We start from the raw sequence: 20063 nt of genomic DNA, 5'->3' as shown, positions 1-20063 counted from the left end.
TACGGTATTGATGCGGCACACGGCCATATCTAATTTTGCATCCGGAAAAATACCATAACCAATCGAAATCAATTTCAACAAATGACCACTTTCATGAAAAGAACAGCAGCATTCTTCACAGTCATGATGCTCCTCGCCGGCATCACATCAGTATTCTCATCGTGTTCAGACAAAGACGACGAACCCTCGCTACCGGCAGCCGAGTATGTTGCCGGAACATATACCGGCGATATGACCTGCTCTGTGATGGGCAACGAGTCAGTGTTTGAGGATCTGACCTTCAATGTCGACGCCACCGACGATGCCACTGTCGACATCACACTGCCGTCATTCGGCAACCCGCCGATGCAGGTGCCGCAGATCAACGTATCCGACGTAAAGGTGTCGGGAAGCGACGGCACATATACCCTTGCCACGACCGAATTCAGCGGCACCACCGACAGCGGCCGTGCCGTGTCAGGCACAATAGAAGGCTCATACGCCGACGAGGTGCTCACCATCAGATTCAACCTGCAGTATGGAGCGATGCCAATGCCCATGATATGCACATTCTCCGCTCCTAAAAAATGACATCCATGACCGGAAGCCTGAAACCAGCACTGCTATCGGCCGTCGGACTTCTGTTTCCGCTCACAGGCCTTGCCGACACGTATGTCGGCAAGGTACTGGATGAAACCGGAAGTCCGCTACCCGGGGCCGTAGTCAGAATCGAAGGCCACGGACAGCCCGTCACCACCGGTGCTGACGGCAGATACAGTTTCGAGATTCCGAGCCGGTCCACAGCCAGAATCACCGTGAGCTATATAGGCTATGCCACAGGCGATGCCATCATACGGTCGGAAGGCTCGGAAAAAGACAATACCGTCAGGCTATCGTCCGATCCGACTATGCTCAACGAGGTCGTAATCACAGCCACACGCACACCGAAAGCGCTGAAAGACGTGCCGGTGGTGACACGTGTCATATCGGCCGAAGAGATTGGCAAGACCGACGCAACCAACATACAGGATCTTCTTACAGAGGAACTTCCCGGACTGGAATTCGGATTCGCGATGAGTCAGGAAACGTCGCTCAATATGAGCGGTTTCGGCGGAAACGCCATACTTTTCCTGGTCGACGGCGAAAGGCTGGCAGGCGAAACAATGGACAATGTCGACTACAACAGACTCAATCTTGAGAACGTCGGGAAAGTGGAGATCGTCAAAGGAGCGTCATCGGCTCTCTACGGAGCCAATGCCGTAGGCGGTGTGGTCAATCTCATAACGAAAGAGCATGACGAACCGTGGCGGCTCAACCTCAACTCACGCTACCGCAACGCCGGCAAAGAGTGGAGAACCGGAGGCGACCTGAGCTTCAATTCCGGCAAGTGGAACTCGAACACTTCCGTACAGCACTCGACGATGAATACGATACGTCTCACCGACGCCTTCGACACCGAGTCGAAAATCCACGAGATCTACGGAGGCACCACTCTCAATATCAAGGAACGGCTCACATACCGTGTTTCAGAGCGGCTGCGCCTGATCGCCAGAGGAGGATATTTCGCCCGCACGAGCGACCGGGCCAACTACGACGATCACTATCACGACTACAATGGCGGACTGCGCGGAGTGTGGGACATAGACGAAAGCCAGAATCTGGAGGTGTCGTATGGCTACGACCAGTACGACAAATCGCGATACACCGGCGGACGCCGCACCCACGACCACGACTACAGCAACCGCCAGCACATCGCACACGGTCTCTACACCAAGTTCTGGGGAGCCAACGGCCTTACAGTCGGAGCCGACTACATGCACGACTATCTCAACACATATCAGTTTACCGACAACGCGTCGCATTCGCAGACATCGGTCGATGCATTCGTGCAGTTTGACTACAACCCCCTGTCGTGGCTCAATATCATCGCCTCTGTGCGCGACGACTACTTCTCGGCATCAGACAACAATGCCGTCACCTCGCGGATAGCCACGATGTTCAAGCTCCGCCCGCTGTCGGTCAGAGCATCCTATGCCGGAGGCTTCCGCGCCCCGACGCTCAAGGAGATGTATATGTGCTTCGACATGGCCGGGATACAGATGATCTACGGCAATCCCGATCTGAAACCGGAGAAAAGCCATAATTTCAATCTGGCGCTGGAACGCAACGGCCAAGTTCGCGGGGGCATACTTGCCGGATCCTACAGCCTGACCCTTTCGGGCTACTACAACTATTACGACAGACGCATCACCACCACCGACTTCCCCGGAACCGACCGGCTTGAAGAGGGAGCCATCTATGCCAACGAGGACGGCGTGAGAGTGGCAGGCGCCGACTTCAACGCCCGCTACCGCACTGCCTCGGGACTCGGAGCTTCGCTGAGCTACAACTATCTTCACGTAGCACACCGATCGCTCGACTCCCAGTTCAGCCAGCCACGCCCTCACTCGGCCACATGGCGCATCGACTACGAACGCCGGCTGTGCAGCGCCTATAAACTATATGCCGGCCTGTCGGGCCGATATCTTTCGAAGGCATCAAGCCGCTATGACACCGACGGAGCCTACTCGCTGTGGAAATTCACTCTTCAGCAACGGATCTGGCGCGGAATCAGCGTCAACTTCATCATTGACAATTTACTGAATTACAAACCCAAAACATACTACTGGAACTCCGCTCCGACCAACGGACGCACCTGGTCGGCAGGACTTTCGATCGACGTCAACGACATCTTCAAATGACCAAGATGAACAAAAAAAGGACTATCACACTATCAATAGCCTGCGCCGCAGTCATCGGCGCAGGCTTTCTGGCCTGGAACAGGATGGCATCGCGGACACGCATAGCCTTTGTCAATTATCAGGCCATAGCACTGGGACAGATCTCAAAAGCAAACGACAACACATCGGTCAGCATCCACGAGCTTCCGGCCGACCAGCTCGACAAGGCCGGCCGATACGACATGGTCTTCGTCAACGGCATGGGACTCCGTATCGACGCCGAGCAGCGTCAGCATCTCATCGATGCAGCCGAATCAGGCACTCCGGTGCTGACCACCGCCGCCACCAATCCCCAGAACCAGATCAATTCGGTCGACTCGATCGACAGCGAGTTTCTGCAACAGTATCTCGCCGGCGGACGCAACAACTACCGCAACATGCTCAGATATGTCAGAAAATTCATCGACGGAAAGCGTCTGTTTGTCGACGAGCCGGGCGACCCGGTCGTAGCCTCAGGCTCGATGATATACCACCCCTCGGGTACCGATGACGACGACTTCAGCTTCAATTCGGTCGAAGCCTACGAGCGGTGGCTGAAAGACAGCGGCCGATGGAGCGACAATGCGCCACGGATCATACTCACCGGGCAGATGGGCGTGGCCGACAGTCTCGTCGACCGGCTCGAACGCACCGGCAACATCGTATATCCGGTTAGCGTCATACAGACTTTCATTGCCGGCGGACACGCCGACTCCATCAATGCCTCAGCCATGATCAACATGGCCCACGGCCGCATGGGCGACGCCGTCACCCGCTGGCTCGAAGCCGCAGGAATCCCGCTTTTCGCTCCCGTCAACGCCAACCGCGACTACGACGAATGGATGGCCGACAAAATGGGCATGAGCGGAGGATTTCTGTCGCAGAGCATAGTCACTCCCGAGATCGACGGCGCAATCCGCCCCTTCACGCTTTTCGCACACTTCACCGGCGACGACGGACTGCCGGCAGTGGAAGCGATTCCCGGACGTCTGGATGATTTTGTAGCCACAGTCAACAACTACGTGACACTCCGGCGCAAGCCCAACCGCGACAAGAAAGTGGCCATATTATACTTCAAGGGACCTGGACAGAGTGCCATGGTGGCTTCCGGAATGGATGTGGCTCCATCACTCTACAACATGCTCACACGACTCCGGCAGGAGGGTTACAATGTCGACGGCCTGCCGGCCGACGCCGCATCTCTTGAACGACTCATAGCAGCCAACGGACGTGTGTTCAACGAATACGCCAAGGGCGCTCAGGCCGGTTTCGTGCGCGACAACAATCCCCAGCTGATCAGCCGGGAAGAATACGATTCCTGGTGCGGCAAAGCATTCTCCACCGAAATGCGTAAGGATATCGATGCGGTCGACGGAGAATTTCCTGGCCATGGCCTGAAGGACGACAACGGCAATCTGGCTCTTGCACGACTGCAATTCGGCAACATCGCGCTGATACCGCAGACCGCTGCCGGACTCGGCAGCGACGACTTCAAGAACGTGCACGGCACCGATGCCGCCCCTCCCCACAATTACGTTGCGGCCTACCTATGGGCACGATATGGATTCGGAGCTGACGCGCTGATGCACTTCGGCGCACACGGTTCGCTCGAATTCACTCCGCGCAAGCAGGCAGCACTCGGCAGCAACGACTGGCCCGACCGTCTCGTGGGCGACATGCCTCACGTATATGTCTACTCCACATCCAATGTCGGAGAGGCCATGATAGCCAAACGCCGCTCCTACGCCGGCATTGTCAACTACCTCACACCTCCGTTCATGGAGAGCGAGGTCAGAGGCATCTACCGCAATCTGACCGATGCCATCAACGATTACAACCGCGCACGCACGCCATCCGACTCACTCCGCGCCTCACGCCTCGTGAAGCAATACACCCTCGGACTCGGCATACACCGCGAACTGCGCATCGACAGCACAGCCCGGTGGACACCCGATGACATCGCACGCATCGAAGACTTCGCCGAAGAACTCGCCAACGAGAAGATCACCGGCGCGCTCTACGTCATGGGACGCCCCTACTCCGAACGACATATCGCATCTACAGTCGAAGCCATGGCTGTGGATCCGATAGCCTACAGCCTCCACAAACTGCGCGGAGGCGATCTGAAAGAGTGGCGTCGCAAAGCGCTGGAACTCGTCAGGTCAGGAGCGCCGGCCGACGATGCGGCGATATGCCGTCTGACAGGACTGACGACCGAAGACCTCGACAGTGCACGCAACATACTCCGCTCAATGGAAGGATCAAGGGACATGCTCTCGCGCATGATGGTGATGGGAGCCATGATGCCGGCCGGCAACCCGACAACCCTGAAAATCTCTGAACGTCCGTCGACAAAACGCACACACGGCATGATCCCCGGCATATCGACCGACAAAGCCATAGCCATGGCCCGCAAGATGGGCGCCGACGACGAAGCCATTGACAAGATGAAGGCCGCGATGAAACGAAAATCAACCGCCGTACCCGACAGCAAAGGCCAATCCACACGACACCCGGGCATGAATCAGCCTGAACTCACCGGCACACAGATCGAGTTTGCCACCGCAGTGGGAGAAGTCGAACGTGCCCTCGGCAACATCGGCCGCTACCGTGCCGCACTGCTTGAAAGCCCGACCGCAGAACTGACATCGATAGTCAACGCACTCAACGGAGGCTTCACCGCCCCGACATCGGGCGGCGATCCGGTGCTCAACCCCGACATCCTGCCGACCGGACGCAACATGTTTGCCGTCAATGCCGAAGAGACACCATCGGCCGTGGCATGGGAGAAAGGCAAAGACCTTGCCGAAGGCACCATAGCGATGTATCGCAAAAACCACGGCGATTCCATACCCCGCAAAGTAAGCTACACCCTCTGGAGCAGCGAATTTATCGAAACCGAGGGTGCCACGATAGCCCAGATACTGTATATGCTCGGAGTGGAACCTGTGCGCGATCCGTTCGGCCGCGTGACCGATCTGCGGCTAATCCCCTCGGAAGAGCTGGGGCGCCCGCGTATCGACGTCGTGGTACAGACTTCCGGACAGCTTCGCGACCTTGCGACGTCGCGCCTCTTCCTGATAAGCCGCGCTGTGAAAATGGCGGCAGCAGCCGATGACGACGCATATCCAAACCATGTGGCCGAAGGAGTCATAGAGTCGGAGCGTCATCTTGTCAATCGGGGCGTTTCGCCAAAAGAAGCGCGCGAAATGTCTACGTCGCGTGTGTTCGGAGGAGTCGACGGCAATTACGGCACCGGCATACAGAGCATGGTCGAAGCCGGCGACCGCTGGGACGACGCATCGGAGATAGCCTCGGTCTACATCAACAACATGGGCGCAGACTACGGCAGCGAAGAGTCGTGGGAACAGATGCGGGAATATGCCTTCGAAGCGGCTCTGACCAATACCGACGCCGTGGTGCAGCCTCGCCAGAGCAACACGTGGGGCGCGCTGAGCCTCGACCATGTATATGAATTCATGGGCGGCATGAATCTCGCCGTGCGCAACGTCACCGGCAAAGAGCCGGAAGCTTATCTGAGCGACTACCGCAACCGCAACAACGTCAGGATGCAGGAGGTGAAGGAAGCTATCGGGGTGGAGAGCCGCACCACACTGCTCAATCCGGCCTACATAAAAGAGAAAATGAAGGGCGGATCGGGCGACGCCGCTACCATCGCGCAGACTGTGACAAACACCTACGGATGGAACGTGATGAAACCCGACGCCATCGACGATGAACTGTGGGACGGCATTTACGACACCTACGTGGCCGACAAAAACAATCTCGGCGTAAAAGACTTCTTCCGCGAAACAAACCCTGCCGCCATACAGGAGATGACCGCCGTAATGCTCGAAACGGTGCGCAAAGGCCTATGGGATGCATCGCCCGAACAGATCGAGGCAATAGCCCGGCTCCATACCGCCACCGTCGAGGAATTCGGCGCTGCCTGCACCGGATTTGTCTGCGACAACGCCAAGCTGCGTGAGTTCATTGCGTCGAAAGTATCGCCTCAGGCTACCGCCACCTATAACGAAGCCGTGGCCACAGCAAGAGCGGAAAACATCGCCAGTGACGAAAACTCCATGGTGATGAAGCGCGAGGAACTCAACCACACCGACACCATCACCAACCGTATCAACGGTGCGATTGTAGCAGCCGCCGTCGTAATAGCCATAGTCGGCCTGCTACTGCTCATCCGCCGCCGTCGCAGATGGAAGGAAAAATAAACAATACCACATCATACCAACCCAACTGCTTATGGAAACAGTGGTAATGACAATCATGGCTCTGGTCATTTTCAGCTTCGTGCTGAAAATGTCGGGTCAAGGATGGATAGCCCGGTTCATCACCTGCGCCGTGACAGCGCTATTCATCGTGCTTGCCTGTGAGACGGCAGCCTCACAGTCGAAGACACAGATAGCCGACTGGCTTTCACAGCCAGAACTGATGCTCGACATGTCGGTATGGCTCACCATCGACGTGGCATTCCAGACCGGCTACTGCATACTGGCCGCAAAATCTCTTGCCGGACCTCTCGGACGCCGTGGGTCCATGGCCTTGGCGGTGTGCCGCTACGTACCCGGACTGCTTGTGTTCCCCGTATTGTTCGCCATTCTCACCCAACTGATATTCTCACTGCCCGGCGTGGACTTCGCCGCCACTGCATGGAGTCTTGGCGCATGTCTGCTCATAGCAGCGCCTCTTGCCGCCGGCGGTCTTTGCTGGCTCGTTCCGGAAAAGGAGATACGGCTCGAACTGCTGTTTATGGTCAATATGCTGATCGCCGCCCTCGGCGTTGTAGCCACAGTCAACGGCCGGACAGCCGCGGCTGGCACCAATCAGGTGGAATGGGGCGCACTCGGCGGAGTGGCCGCAATAATAGCTGCCGGCACAGTCGCCGGCATCGCCTACAACCGATTTCAGACAAAAAAACAAATCTCAAAAATAAAATGAACGTAATTTCCAACATCCTCTACTGGATCTCCACCGGACTGCTCGTGCCGGTGATCGTGCTTCTGATTTTCTTCTTCATCCGCTCGATCATACTGATCGGAGCCTTTTTCGGGCAATATCTCAACGACAAGCGTGTCACCACACCATTCTGCGAGAAAATTCAGAAAACCGACAGGTCATCACTGCCTGAATTCACTGCATCGCTCCCCGAACACCCCGCATCGACCGTGGACGCCTATGCATCAAAAATCATTGCGGAGGCCGGCAACGCAGCGAAGATTGACATGCTGTTGTCGGAATACGAAATCGAAGCCGACAAAAACATAGCCACCTCCAAGGTGCTCACAAAAATGGGGCCGATACTCGGTCTCATGGGCACTCTGATACCTATGGGACCGGCTCTGGTCGGTCTGGCCTCGGGCGACATCGCCTCCATGGCCTACAACATGCAGGTGGCTTTCGCCACCACGGTAGTCGGACTGGTGGTGAGCGCTATCGGATTTCTCACACAGCAGGCCAAGGAACGGTGGGCTTTAAGAAACCTCACTATGCTCGAATATCTCGCCGACATCGTCAGAGAGCAACCGAAAAACTGCGCACAATGAGAAGCCGCCGACATTCGCTGCTGCGCCGCAGCGAGGACAATGATCCGATGAGCGTGGTGAGCAACCTCTTCGACGTAGCCATGGTGTTTGCCGTGGCGCTGATGGTGGCTCTCGTCAGCCGCTACAACATGACCGAGATGTTCTCACAGGAGGATTTCACCATGGTGAAAAATCCCCGCAAGGAAAACATGGAGATCATCACCAAAGAGGGTGAGAAGATCAACCGTTATACACCGTCGGAGGACACCGATCCGTCGTCGTCCAAAGGCCGTCGGGTAGGCGTGGCCTACGAGCTCGACAATGGCGACATCATCTACGTGCCTGAATAATAGATATAGCTCCCCGACACAGGCGACACCGCCGGACAATTGCATCCGGCATCACAGAAGCCACCGCATGACATGATCCGACCATCTGTCATGCGGCGGCTTCGTTTTGTGAGATAATTCAACCCGTATTATTCCGGGATTTCACCGGGCGTCACTTGAGTGGGGAGGGACAGTACTGGCGACGGCCGCAGCGGGGACAATGCTCGCCGCGCCACACACTATCGAACTGCTCTGTGGCTGATTCGACCAAAACTGGATCGTCGGTGATAATACCGCATTCGAAATTGCGCCGGTCACGGCTCTTCATGCCAATGCCGGCTCCGGTCAGATTAGCCGATCCGATATAGGCCGATTCGAAATCAAATACAAGCATCTTGAAGTGGACACGCGGGCACAGCATGATCTCCATACCAGTCCGCAATATCGGATATCGGTCAAAATCCTGACGGAATGCCGGCCCCGGCTCTTTAGCGTAAATCATACGGATCTCCACACCGCGACGTATCAGATCGGACAGGACTTTCAGCAGCGGCACTGCCTGCGATCCGTGTTTCACATAGACGTCCTTGATGTCGGCTGTGCCTATCCACAGCTGACCACGCACATCTGAAACCCGTGACAACACTTCGCTGTAATGCTCTTCGCCTGAAACAAACTTCACGAATGATTTATGGTCACACATATCCGGTCGGTATAATTATCACGTGGCTCATCACTCACACATATCATCCATTCACAGCAGCCTCAAGGCAATGGCTGCACAAGCCTCGGCGTCGGCGAGGGCATGGTGGTGGGCGGCCAGATCATAGCCGCATGCGGCAGCCGAGATATGAAGCTGATGGCTCGGCAGATCAAGACAGCGGCGCGAAGCGGCCAGAGTGCAATGAAACTCATAGTCGGGATATTCCATGTCATACTCCTCGAATACAGCCTTAAGGCAGCTCTCGTCGAACGGACGGTTGTGCGCCACGAGCGGCAGTCCTTTGATCCTGTCGGCTACCTGTGCCCACACTTCGGGAAACGAAGGCTGGGAATCGGTGTCACGTCGCGTAAGTCCGTGCACATCGGTCGTCCAGTCGGTGTAGTAGTTCGGAACCGGACGTATCAGGCTGTAAAACCGGTCGACGATATGACCGCCGCGCACAATCACCACGCCGACACTGCACACGCTTGAACGCCGTCCGTTGGCCGTTTCGAAATCTATCGCCGCAAAATTGCCGTTCAGCCGAGAAGCTTCCGTGCGATAGGCAGAAGCAATATTATAGTCAAGTTCCTGCATTTTCAAACATTTTTGTAAAGTTCGTACATCTCCGACACCCATCCCTTCATAGTCCGGCGAAGTTCAAGCGGAGAGATCACATCTATCATCGGGCCGGCCTGCAGAAGCTTCATGACGAAATCGTAGGTCGGAACGAGATACAGTTCGAAGTCGGCATAGGCTCCACAATCCTCTATCAGTGTCTGGCTGTGATGGAGCGGCAACGACAGCAGATAATGCTTGTGCTCCTCATTCGAACGCACTACTATACGCCTCGGCTCTTCGTCATAGCCTATCACCACACCATAGCGGGTAGAGAAAAACGCATCGGCCGAGAAATCCTCAGGCAGACGGAAACGTTCGTCCGTAGGCTCCACTGCCTCAAGACGGTCAAGACCGTAGATCCTGATCTCGCCACGATTGTTGCGGCCGAGAAGATACCAACGGTTTTCAAACAGTTTCAGGCAATAAGGCTCCACCGGGAATGTGTATCCGCACGGATTGCTGAACTGCCGGTAGGTGACTGACACCACACGGTTTTCCTTCATCGCCTCCATGATCGTAGTCAGATGATAGCGACCAGAGGGAATCTCGTCGACCACGATACGGTCTTTGATCGAAAGATGCTCGCCGATGGTGTTGCCGACAGCAAACGAATCGAGCATCCACTTCTTCAACCGGTCATCGTCGATCTCCTCCGGATTGGATATATAGTAGGAGATAGCCCCCGGTGCGCTGGCAGTCGATCATGATGCCGAACTGGCTGTAGATCGCCTCGCGCCAACGGTTGAACGTGGCTCTGTGGAGCGGCCTCCCGTCGCTGTAGTCTACGGCTCGCTCCCATTTGTCGGACAGATCCTTGTGGCTGATTTTCCTGGCCATGCGGATCTTTTCGATCAGCCATGTATATTTTCGCAGCTGTTCCATATATTTTGAAATGAAATACAACGGATAATTCACCGCAAAGTTAACCAAAAACATGTCGCATTTCCCGATACACCACTGATATTTTTTTCAAAAATCACACAGAGTGCCGGCGGTCGGACGCCTTGCGCCGCAATTCAGACGTCACAGGCCGGAAGATCACTTCGACGCCTTGAAATTGAATATAGGGCGGATGACGTCATCAATCCTGACTGTATCACCTATACAGGATATGATTTCTCCGGCCGGCTTGTAGACCATCGGCGACTCATCGCGTGTAAATTCGTTGACCGATTCGGAATAGACGCCCTGCATGGATGCCTTGAAGTCGGCCATAGTGATCTTCTCGTATGCCTGTGTGCGGCTCAACACACGTCCGGCACCGTGGGGGGCGGAGCAATTCCAGTCGGGATTTCCCTTGCCGGTGCAGAGCAACGCCCCGTCACGCATGTTCAGCGGTATGATACATTTATCTCCCTTGGCGGCCGAAATGGAACCTTTGCGGATGATATTGTCATCACTGATGTAATTGTGAACCGATTCAAACTCGTCCAGCACCTCCACCTCCGGAAAAAAACGCATAAGCAGCATCGCTATCAGCCTGCGGTTGAGCACAGCCCAGCGCTGACACAGACGCATATCGTGAAGGTATTGCTCTCGCACCTCCCCCTCGACATAGCAGAGCGACGCAGGAAGCGAAGGCTCTGCCGCATCATGGTTGCGTCGCATCCGCCTGATCACACCCTGAAGCTCCGATCGGCGTCCGGCTGCCTTGTACTCCTCAATTGTCCGCCTGACGGTTTCCTCATACTCATCGGCTCCGTCGGTCAGATGCCTCACAGCCTTGGCCTGATAAATGTCGGCCACCTGCTTGCCAAGATTGCGTGAGCCGGTATGGATGACCAGATAGACATTGTTATCATCATCCACGTCAAGCTCAATGAAATGATTGCCGCCGCCGAGCGATCCTATGGACTTGTAGATGCGTGCGGAATCCTTTATCTCACGGTAACAGCAAAGCCCTGCGACAAGCCGCTTTGCCTCCCGATAAATATCCATTTCCTCCCCAACAAGAGGCTTGAAGCCCCGGTTTTCCTCACGCACCCGCATGCCCGACGGCACACTGTCAAGTATATGCTCATGGAATGCGTGATAATCTATTCCGGAGATCGGGCCGAGATTAAGCACGCGCATGCCGCAGCCTATATCGACTCCCACGATATTGGGAATGACCTTTTCGCCAAGATCACCGGTAAATCCGATGACACAGCCGGCGCCGGCATGGACGTCGGGCATTATCCGTATCTTCTTTGCGGAAAACAGATCGATCGACAGTAACTGCATGATCTGCGTCAAGGCACTCTCCTCGATGTTGTCTGTGAAAATCTTCACATCGTATCCTTCGATAGTCTTCATAATAAGTAACCGTTTTTTGTTTACAGCGCAAAGTTCCGGGCCGCATGCGCAATCATTTTGCGCACCGACAAAAAAAGCATTTTTCAAGAAACATCCACTGTTTCGGACAGCCGACAGACTTACAATAAATCTGACTTCGTCGCTGATCTGACCTCATCGTGGCTGCTGTATGATTTTTTTCTCGTCTTCAAAAAAAAGATAGACAAAAGCTTACCCCACCCATACAGCCAACAGACGCTGACTCAAGTCCCAAAAAACCGCTGTCATAAGCATCTAAAATGACGAATTATTGCTAACTTTGTGTCGCTACAGTCCGTTGAAACGGAGTTCTTGCTGCCTGCCATGAACAGACAAATAAAACATAGAACCGACATTTTAACGAACCACAGCAACAAACAAACATCAATAAACCATCTAAAATCACACTTTTACTGTGGGACTTTTCGACAAGATTTTCAACGAAGTACCTGAAGAGGACAAGCTCTCCAAACAGGAAGCATTCGCCGGCATAGCACTTGCAATGGCCGGTGCTGACGGCAGCATATCACAGGCTGAATGGGACGGCATAGTCAACTATATCCGCCGACTCCGTCTTTACGACAATTTCTCCGGCCCGGCTTTCGACAAGATGTTCGACAAGCTTTTCCGTATCCTCAAGAGCCAGGGTGCAAGCGCGCTCGTAGCCTCGTCCATCGACGGACTCCCCGACGACCTTAAGCTCACCGCCTTTGCCTGCGCTGTCGACATCGCGCTGGCCGACGGAGTGGTAGAGGATGATGAGAAGGATATCATCAACCAGCTTGCAGAATCGCTGCAGATTCCTGAGGAGACCGCCATTTCGATCATCGAGGTGCTGATCATCAAGAACAAGGCATAATAGGCTTAGGCCTCAAAACCTCCGACTCCGGTAAGTCCTGTAACGGATTTTCCGGAGTCTTTGTTTCCAAACGACAATCCGCTGCAGACAGAGCGGATGAGCCATACCGACTCAGCAGGGCGCGCTATAGCGGCGGGCCGCGCGTGTGACACTCTCGGCCACCCGGTCGCGGAAGGAGGGAGGCGCAATGACCTCCACATGACCGCCATAACCGAGAATCAGTCGCTCAAGCTCATTGTTGATCACCACCTTGAGCGAAATCTGTATGCCGCCGTCGCGAAATCGCTGCTCCACTTTCTGCGACTTGTGAAATGGCTTCGACTCCACGTAGGGAGCCTGCTGGGCATCCACCTTGACCACCACTCGGCGGGCGCGGTCGTGAATTCCTTTGGTGACGCCCACAGTATCGTCAAAAAAGTGCTCGGGATCGAAATCAACACACTTTTTGAACGGATGCTCTTTGTCGACAGTCACGGAATGAATACGGTCAAGAGCGAAAATATTAACCTGAAGCGTGCGGTTTGATGCTTTCTCGCCGATCAGAAACCAGCGGTTGCGATACTCCTTAAGCAAATACGGATACACCACTACCGAATCGGCCTGACGCGCCTTGAACGAACGATATTCTATGACTATAGTCTGCTGCCTGCGCACCGCATCATATATGGCGCCGATATGACGCGCCCCACGATAACCGGGCACATATTCCATATCCATAGCCGGAACAGAGTCGCCCGTATGACGTGATATCTGCTCGTTGAGCTTGCTTATGATATCAATCGACGACGACAGCTGCGGAAAACACTGGAGCTGGCGCAGTATGTCGAGAGCGGAGTTGAGCGCATCGAGCCCCTCGTCATTAAGAGGCAGATGAGTGATACTGAACTCCGGATCGTCGTATTCATAATACTTGTTGTCGCGCACCACGATCGGAGCATTGTAGCCCAGACGATCGCTGCGCATCAGCGCCAGATCGTTCTGAAACGTGCGCCGGCTCACCGGGTTGCTCCGTCCCTCATACTCGGCCAAAGCATCGGTGCAGGCATCTATAAGATCATTGATGGTCCATCGGCGATAGCGGTTCTGCAGACATTTGTCGATCGTCGAAATACGTATCAGGGTGGCACGATTCAGAGGCATAACTTAATTTTTTGGCAAAAATAAAAAATTTTCTCACGGTGCGCAAATATATTGCGCACACTCTTTTCAACTTTGCGGCGACCATTTGCTCTCGACCATTTGCTCCCCCAGGCAATGGAGGCATCACCACAATACGGAATACGGAAACACTCAAGAAAATTTTCATGATTTCAAAAGTTGTATCGCAACATGATACAACCCTACGGTAAATTTGCATCGTCAAAACACAAACACTGCGGAAATATGAGAGAATTAGACCTTCAAAACACAAAGACAGCCGACAAATCCAAACAAAAGAACGACGCCCGGAATGCCAAGCCGAAAAACATACTGGAGTCGTTTGAGTATATCGTTGAGCTTGCGGAGGACTCTAACCTTGACGCCGACTTCCTTGAGGCGGCCGCCATGCACATCAGATATGCCTCGCGAAAGCTCAAGCTCACAGCCATGCAGACCGTACTGCTGGCGCTGTTTGTCGACAAAAGCGAGGACAACCACATACGCATGTCAGAAATAGCCAGCTTCACCGGCTGCCGCACGACAAAGATCCTGCGACTGTCGGACGACATCGACATCCTTGAGTCGAAACACTATCTGCGAGCCTCGCGAAGCCGGGGCGCGTCGAGCTACCGCGTGCCATCGGCTGTACTCGAAGCGATCCGCAAGAACCAGCCCTATGTCCATGAAGAGGAGCCGATACGCGATACTGCCGATTTCTTCGACCGCTTCTCCACGCTCATGGACGAGAAAGATGACGACGAACTTACCCATGAGTCGCTTAAAAGCAGAACCATGGAGATGCTCGAAGAGATCAGGACGACCGCTTTCGCGACCGAACTCCGGCGTTGCAATCTCGATTGTCATGACACACTGCTGTTTGTATTCATGGCTCATCTGTTTGTCGACAACAATGATGACAACATCCTGTTCAGCGACATCGACGACCTGTTTGACAACGACGACATGCCGGGCTGGCTAAAACGTCAGCTGCGCTCACGCGACTCAAGCCTGTTTGCGAAATCGCTTATAGAGAACGTCAACGAAAACGGCATGGCCCGCTCCGACGCCTTCAAGCTTACCGACAAGGCCAAGGAGGAGCTGCTGTGTGAACTCAATCTCAACCTCATGGCCAAATCAGACAAAGACCTGATCAAAGCCGATTCGCTCACAGAAAAAACGCTGGTCTACAACGCCGCCGAAAAGAGCCTGATCGACGAACTGTCGTCAATACTGGCGGAGAAGCGCTTCAACGAAGTGCAGGCACGGCTCCGCACGGCAGGCATGCGCCAGGGATTCTGCTGCATCTTTTATGGCGCTCCCGGCACAGGCAAGACCGAAACCGTGTATCAGCTGGCACGACAGACCGGACGCGACATAATGCGGGTGGACGTCAATAAAATCAAAAGCTGCTGGGTGGGCGAAAGCGAAAAAAACATCAAGGCCGCCTTTGACCGCTACCGTAATATCTGCAAGAACTCGCCGCTCGCTCCGATATTGCTTTTCAACGAAGCTGACGCCATCCTCGGAATCAGGATGGAAGGGGCATCAAACGCTGTCGACAAGATGGAGAATTCCATACAGAATATCATCCTTCAGGAGATGGAATCGATCGAAGGCATCATGATCGCCACGACAAATCTGACCACAAATCTCGACAAAGCGTTCGAACGCCGGTTTCTGTACAAGATCCGGTTTGACAAGCCCACAGCCGAGGCAAGAGCGCAGATATGGCAGAGCATGCTTCATGGTCTGACCGACAAAGATGCCAGAAAGCTTGCATCGGATTTCGACCTGTCGGGTGGCGAGATCGAGAACATAGCCCGGCGTCACACAGTCAACACAATCCTGTCGGGCAGCGACCTCATCGACATTGACGCCATAGCCGAGTCGTGCCGACGCGAACGCATCAACTCTCCTTCCCGCCATGTAGTGGGTTTCTGAACAGAAAATCAAAAATGGACGGGAAAGACAACGAAACCCGCCGTAAATCGTTACTTTTGCAAAAGAGAAGAGATCGTATAACACAACACCACTGCCAGAATGCGAGCCTACATCAGACCTCTGATCATATTTTTATGCACGTCGATTCCGTTGGCGTCATGGTGCCACACCGTCAGCCTACCGCATGACACCGCCACAGAGAAGGCGACGGATACGCCCTCCGACATCGCGGCCATGACATCGCGACTGAAAGAGTTTACGACCGGCAAGGACGCGCGCATAGGCATAGCCGTAATCATCAATGGCCGGGACACCGTATCGGTCAACGGCCACCGCGACTTTCCGATGCTTAGCGTCTATAAGTTTCCGCAAGCCATAGCCGTGGCCGACTATTGCGTCAGGCATGGCATATCGTCAGCCGACACCGTTGCCGTAGGGCACGAGGAAATCCTTGCGGACACATGGAGCCCCATGCGCGATAGATATGGGATCAGAGATCTGCGGCTGCCGCTGTCAGAGCTGCTCGCCTACTCTTTGCAGCAGAGCGACAACAACGCCTGCGACATCCTCTTCAGGCTGATCGGAGGGCCGCAGGCGGCCGACAGCCTTATGAACACTCTGGGATTCGACGACATCGTCATGGCATCGACCGAAGAGGAGATGCACGGCGACACGTATCTATGCTATCAGAACCGCTCCACACCGCTGGCAATGGCACGGCTTTTCGACCGGCTCTACCGGCAGGGAATGCGCAGCGAGTCGGCCATGCATGAAACCATAGCCACTATGATGATACAGTGTGCCACTGGGCTCAACCGTCTGCCCGCACCGATGGCAGGCACTAACGCCATGATCGGCCATAAGACCGGAACCGGCGCCCGTAACAGTCAGGGACGCATAATCGGCATCAACGACGCCGGCTACGTGTTTCTGCCCGACGGCCGGAATGGCTACAGCATCGCTGTGTTCATTGCCGACTCAGCCTACGACATGGCCGCCACCGAGCAGCTTATCGCAGAAATATCCACAATCGTATTCAACATCCTCAACCAACGCGACAGTCTATGATAAGAATAGGGAAATACCGCATCGGAGCGGCGGCGCTGTCAGTAGCCGTCGTATTCATCACGCTGAGCGCCTGCGCCATCGTAGCCGCCTGCCATCAGCAACGTCCGGAATGGTCAGCGCCGCTGTGGCTCACCATAATGCAATATGAATGTATGGCCATGATCGCCACACTCGCCTATGGGATCGTTGTCCACATTGCCATCTGGATCGTCAACCGTTGCAAAAAAAAGTGAGCGGCCACGTCGCCCACATCTGCGAATCCGCCCAAACGCGTCATACGCTAAAAGACAGTCAGTTCTGTGGGGAGTGAACTCGCCGACAACTTTCTCGTCCCCGACCGACGAGTCCGTTCAAGATCCGCACGGCATAATTTCTCGACGATCAAAGCACTGTGTCAAACAGTCGTTTTTTTGACACAGTGCCTTCAGACTATCGGCAATTCCCTTGCCGGCGAATTACATAAATGATTGCATTAGCCCTACAAAGTCGATCACAGGTTGAGATAGCTCCTGAGAGAATTTACATATTCCTCAAACGCCGCCCGCCCGTCGGGAGTCACCGAGCATGTCGTACGCGGTCGTTTTCCCGACATGCCTTTAATAACCCTTATATATCCGGCTGACGAAAGCTTATCGAGCTGCACGCTGAGATTTCCGGCTGTAGATTCGGTCTTCTCCTTGAGATATACGAAATCTGCTTCATCCACACTCATAAGTATGGACATTATGGCAAGCCGGAGTTGCGAATGCAGAAGCGGATTCAGTTCCTTCATTTCTCTTTTCCTGCTTTATGGTTGAGTATATGCCCTGGAACTATCATCATCGCCACGAATGCGAATATGAACAACGGCATGTACCAGCAGGCCGATAATACAATTCCACCGGCGATACAACACACCGTTGTAATTCCGACCGCAAGCCCTGCGAGAGCACCGGCCACGAGGCTATTCTCTCTGATCAGAAGACCTTGGGCCATCTCTGCTGCCGGAATGACAATCAGAGTGTATGCCAGCATGGCGCTCCAGCAGTCAGTATCGGCAAAATACCTGAAGCCGATACATACAATGGTCACGACGATTTCAGATATTCCTGCAATAGTCCATAGCCGTGAGGTAGCAGTGTCAGAAAAAGTCTTGACTCCGCCACGGCCATGCTGCCGCCGAGCCATTATGGGCGTGGCGATGCCGCCAATCAGCGGAATCGCAAACCACAGGAAGTTCCATACACCCTGCCCTGTCGAGGCAAGCATTACCCACACGAGGATTGATACGACTGTCACGAGGTAGCCCCACATCAGCAAGATACGACCATCACCGATATAGCGCTGCTTGGTCTGAGCTATCATCGAAGTAATCACTTCGAGGCTCTCTTTTTCAGTTAGTTTTCTGTCTTCCATATTGAGGAATTTAGAGGGGTTTTACAATCGGTTTATTTTATAAACCATTTTCAGCTGAAAAAAGAGCGGTCGCGCGATTCCGCCCTCTATCCGGATGCAAAGTTAACAAGGTTTATAATATAAACCAAACTTTCATCCAACTTTTTTTCTCCTTTTGCAGCAGGTCGATGAACCGGGCTGCATGGGCACCATCCATCTGGGTGTGATGGAACTGAAATGACACCATGAGAGTTGTCTTGAACCACCGGCAGCGGTATGCGCCCCATATCATGAAGGGATTGTTGAATATCCCGCTATACATTCCCACTGCTCCGTCTATGTCGTATTGAGCTAATGCCGATGTGCCGATTACCATGCTGTCGGTTAAATCGTGATTCTCGCAGGTTTCGGCGACCTGACGTGTCATGCGCAAGTAGTCCTTATTGAAGTGCGAGAGGTCTTCACTGAAAGGAATGTCGCATGAGCTGACCTCACCCTTTGGATTGGCTACAATAGTGTTGACTGCAATTGAGTCATATCTGATTAGTCTGCCGCCGACCGGAAGCATATAGAACTCTTTTATACGTGTGGCGGCTCAACCTATACACAATCTGCTCTCGGAATGAGGTCGCGAGCATCTTAATGATATAACCCAATCTCTTTCAAAGCATCAATAGTCGGTTTATACGTCAACAGAATGAAGATGGCAGAAAAACTGTCACCTTCATTCTGTTTAGCAGCATATTATCTGAGATTGTCAGAGCAGGCTTTTACGCTCGGTTATATCAGCATCGGTCATTGTATAATCACCGAGACTGTCTTCTTTTGCCTGTATACAGATGTAGGTCATCGCTTCCGTTGAGGTGCATTTGATATTGCGGTCGCAGTTGGTCGACACTCGGATTACAGAACCCTCCGCCACATCAAAGACGTTGTCGTCAACCTGAAATTTACCTGCTCCGGACAGGATTATGTAATTTTCCTCGTTAGCCTTGTGGCTGTGGAAGAAGGGCACAGCAGCGCCCGAAGGCAGCGTGCCGAATGAGATTTCGCATGAAGTGGCACCGGTGGCTTCCTTCACAAACTGTTTTCCGGCGAAGCCACACAGCGGGCCAATGGATGCGTGGGCGAATTTATCGCCGGAATTGAGAGTCTTGATTTCGCTCATATTTCTTGGTTTGAAATTAAATTATTAACTTTACAGCAGTAAGCCGCTTTCATTTGGATAGCGCAAAGTTAAGTCGTGTTTTTGAGTCATGCAAGACGTTACTCCGATGTAAGGCGCTAACTTTTAGGTAACTATTTTTGATTATGAACGCATTGCCACTGAAAGAAAATTTGAAAAAATATACTGGTATGGCATCTTGCCCGGTCAGAAACGTCATAAGCCGATTTTCCGGCAAATGGACTATGCTCGTTCTCTGTGTCCTTGCAGAG

At 53.9% G+C, this 20063-nt stretch carries 19 protein-coding genes and 1 pseudogene; 10 read left to right on the top strand and 10 right to left on the bottom strand.

Features of this window, described 5'->3' with window-relative positions; all coding sequences use genetic code 11:
* The first annotated feature begins 93 nt into the window (after positions 1–93).
* The 6 genes from C5O24_RS01975 to C5O24_RS01950 are packed head-to-tail and all read left to right on the top strand — an operon-like array spanning position 94 to position 8628.
* Positions 94–570: a calycin-like domain-containing protein gene (locus C5O24_RS01975; protein WP_161553759.1), complete on the top strand. Its 477-nt coding sequence runs from the start codon at positions 94–96 to the stop codon at positions 568–570.
* The gene (locus C5O24_RS01970; protein WP_107681375.1) at positions 567–2720 is read left to right on the top strand and encodes a TonB-dependent receptor; all 2154 of its coding nucleotides are present in this window, start codon (positions 567–569) and stop codon (positions 2718–2720) included. Before C5O24_RS01975 ends, C5O24_RS01970 begins: the two co-directional genes overlap by 4 nt.
* 5 nt (positions 2721–2725) lie before the next feature.
* Positions 2726–6967: a cobaltochelatase subunit CobN gene (locus C5O24_RS01965; protein ID WP_107681377.1), complete on the top strand. Its 4242-nt coding sequence runs from the start codon at positions 2726–2728 to the stop codon at positions 6965–6967.
* Between the two features lie 31 nt (positions 6968–6998).
* Positions 6999–7694, top strand: a complete 696-nt coding sequence (gene hmuT, locus C5O24_RS01960; protein WP_107035527.1) for an HmuT family protein — start codon at positions 6999–7001, stop codon at positions 7692–7694.
* Complete coding sequence (locus C5O24_RS01955; RefSeq protein ID WP_107035526.1) at positions 7691–8299, top strand: MotA/TolQ/ExbB proton channel family protein; 609 nt, start codon at positions 7691–7693, stop codon at positions 8297–8299. The genes hmuT and C5O24_RS01955 overlap by 4 nt, the downstream gene beginning before the upstream one ends.
* Positions 8296–8628 (top strand): DUF2149 domain-containing protein, encoded by a 333-nt coding sequence (locus C5O24_RS01950; protein ID WP_107035525.1) that lies wholly within the window; start codon positions 8296–8298, stop codon positions 8626–8628. The genes C5O24_RS01955 and C5O24_RS01950 overlap by 4 nt, the downstream gene beginning before the upstream one ends.
* Positions 8629–8779: 151 nt before the next feature.
* On the opposite strand, the gene C5O24_RS01945 is transcribed toward C5O24_RS01950, so the two are convergent.
* The 5 genes from C5O24_RS01945 to C5O24_RS01930 form a co-directional block, all read right to left on the bottom strand.
* Complete coding sequence (locus C5O24_RS01945) at positions 8780–9310, bottom strand: phospholipase D family protein (protein WP_107035524.1); 531 nt, start codon at positions 9308–9310, stop codon at positions 8780–8782.
* 51 nt (positions 9311–9361) lie between these two features.
* Positions 9362–9907 (bottom strand): 3'-5' exonuclease, encoded by a 546-nt coding sequence (locus C5O24_RS01940; protein WP_107035523.1) that lies wholly within the window; start codon positions 9905–9907, stop codon positions 9362–9364.
* Between the two features lie 2 nt (positions 9908–9909).
* Positions 9910–10563 (bottom strand): helix-turn-helix transcriptional regulator, encoded by a 654-nt coding sequence (locus C5O24_RS01935; protein WP_240604877.1) that lies wholly within the window; start codon positions 10561–10563, stop codon positions 9910–9912.
* 4 nt (positions 10564–10567) lie between these two features.
* Positions 10568–10813 carry a hypothetical protein gene (locus C5O24_RS14440; RefSeq protein ID WP_240604875.1) on the bottom strand — a complete coding sequence of 82 codons (246 nt, stop codon included), beginning with the start codon at positions 10811–10813 and terminating at the stop codon, positions 10568–10570.
* Between the two features lie 156 nt (positions 10814–10969).
* Positions 10970–12226, bottom strand: a complete 1257-nt coding sequence (locus C5O24_RS01930; protein WP_107035521.1) for an RtcB family protein — start codon at positions 12224–12226, stop codon at positions 10970–10972.
* Between the two features lie 433 nt (positions 12227–12659).
* Here C5O24_RS01930 and C5O24_RS01925 point away from each other — a divergent pair, with 433 nt between their 5' ends.
* The gene (locus C5O24_RS01925; RefSeq protein ID WP_107035520.1) at positions 12660–13103 is read left to right on the top strand and encodes a tellurite resistance TerB family protein; all 444 of its coding nucleotides are present in this window, start codon (positions 12660–12662) and stop codon (positions 13101–13103) included.
* A gap of 111 nt (positions 13104–13214) precedes the next feature.
* Here the strand turns inward: C5O24_RS01925 and C5O24_RS01920 are convergent, their stop codons facing one another.
* Positions 13215–14243, bottom strand: a complete 1029-nt coding sequence (locus C5O24_RS01920) for a helix-turn-helix transcriptional regulator (RefSeq protein WP_107035519.1) — start codon at positions 14241–14243, stop codon at positions 13215–13217.
* A 243-nt stretch (positions 14244–14486) separates the two neighbouring features.
* On the opposite strand from C5O24_RS01920, the gene C5O24_RS01915 reads away from it, so the two are divergent.
* The 3 genes from C5O24_RS01915 to C5O24_RS01905 all read left to right on the top strand — a co-directional run bounded on the left by C5O24_RS01915 (position 14487) and on the right by C5O24_RS01905 (position 17485).
* Positions 14487–16184 carry an ATP-binding protein gene (locus tag C5O24_RS01915; protein WP_107681374.1) on the top strand — a complete coding sequence of 566 codons (1698 nt, stop codon included), beginning with the start codon at positions 14487–14489 and terminating at the stop codon, positions 16182–16184.
* Between the two features lie 99 nt (positions 16185–16283).
* Positions 16284–17252 (top strand): class A beta-lactamase, encoded by a 969-nt coding sequence (gene bla, locus C5O24_RS01910; protein ID WP_107035517.1) that lies wholly within the window; start codon positions 16284–16286, stop codon positions 17250–17252.
* Complete coding sequence (locus C5O24_RS01905) at positions 17249–17485, top strand: hypothetical protein (RefSeq protein WP_107035516.1); 237 nt, start codon at positions 17249–17251, stop codon at positions 17483–17485. Before bla ends, C5O24_RS01905 begins: the two co-directional genes overlap by 4 nt.
* Positions 17486–17742: 257 nt before the next feature.
* On the opposite strand, the gene C5O24_RS01900 is transcribed toward C5O24_RS01905, so the two are convergent.
* The 4 genes and pseudogenes from C5O24_RS01900 to C5O24_RS01885 form a co-directional block, all read right to left on the bottom strand.
* Positions 17743–18024: a winged helix-turn-helix domain-containing protein gene (locus C5O24_RS01900; protein ID WP_107035515.1), complete on the bottom strand. Its 282-nt coding sequence runs from the start codon at positions 18022–18024 to the stop codon at positions 17743–17745.
* Complete coding sequence (locus tag C5O24_RS01895) at positions 18021–18647, bottom strand: hypothetical protein (RefSeq protein WP_107035514.1); 627 nt, start codon at positions 18645–18647, stop codon at positions 18021–18023. Before C5O24_RS01895 ends, C5O24_RS01900 begins: the two co-directional genes overlap by 4 nt.
* A gap of 112 nt (positions 18648–18759) precedes the next feature.
* Positions 18760–19221: pseudogene (locus C5O24_RS01890) on the bottom strand (CatA-like O-acetyltransferase); the annotation flags it as partial.
* A 162-nt stretch (positions 19222–19383) separates the two neighbouring features.
* The gene (locus tag C5O24_RS01885) at positions 19384–19794 is read right to left on the bottom strand and encodes a cupin domain-containing protein (protein WP_107035512.1); all 411 of its coding nucleotides are present in this window, start codon (positions 19792–19794) and stop codon (positions 19384–19386) included.
* Positions 19795–20063: the final 269 nt, after the last annotated feature.

Origin of the sequence: Paramuribaculum intestinale, from assembly GCF_003024925.1 — a bacterium.
GTDB classification, from domain to species: Bacteria; Bacteroidota; Bacteroidia; order Bacteroidales; family Muribaculaceae; genus Paramuribaculum; species Paramuribaculum intestinale.
This window is presented reverse-complemented; position numbering and strand designations above follow the sequence as displayed.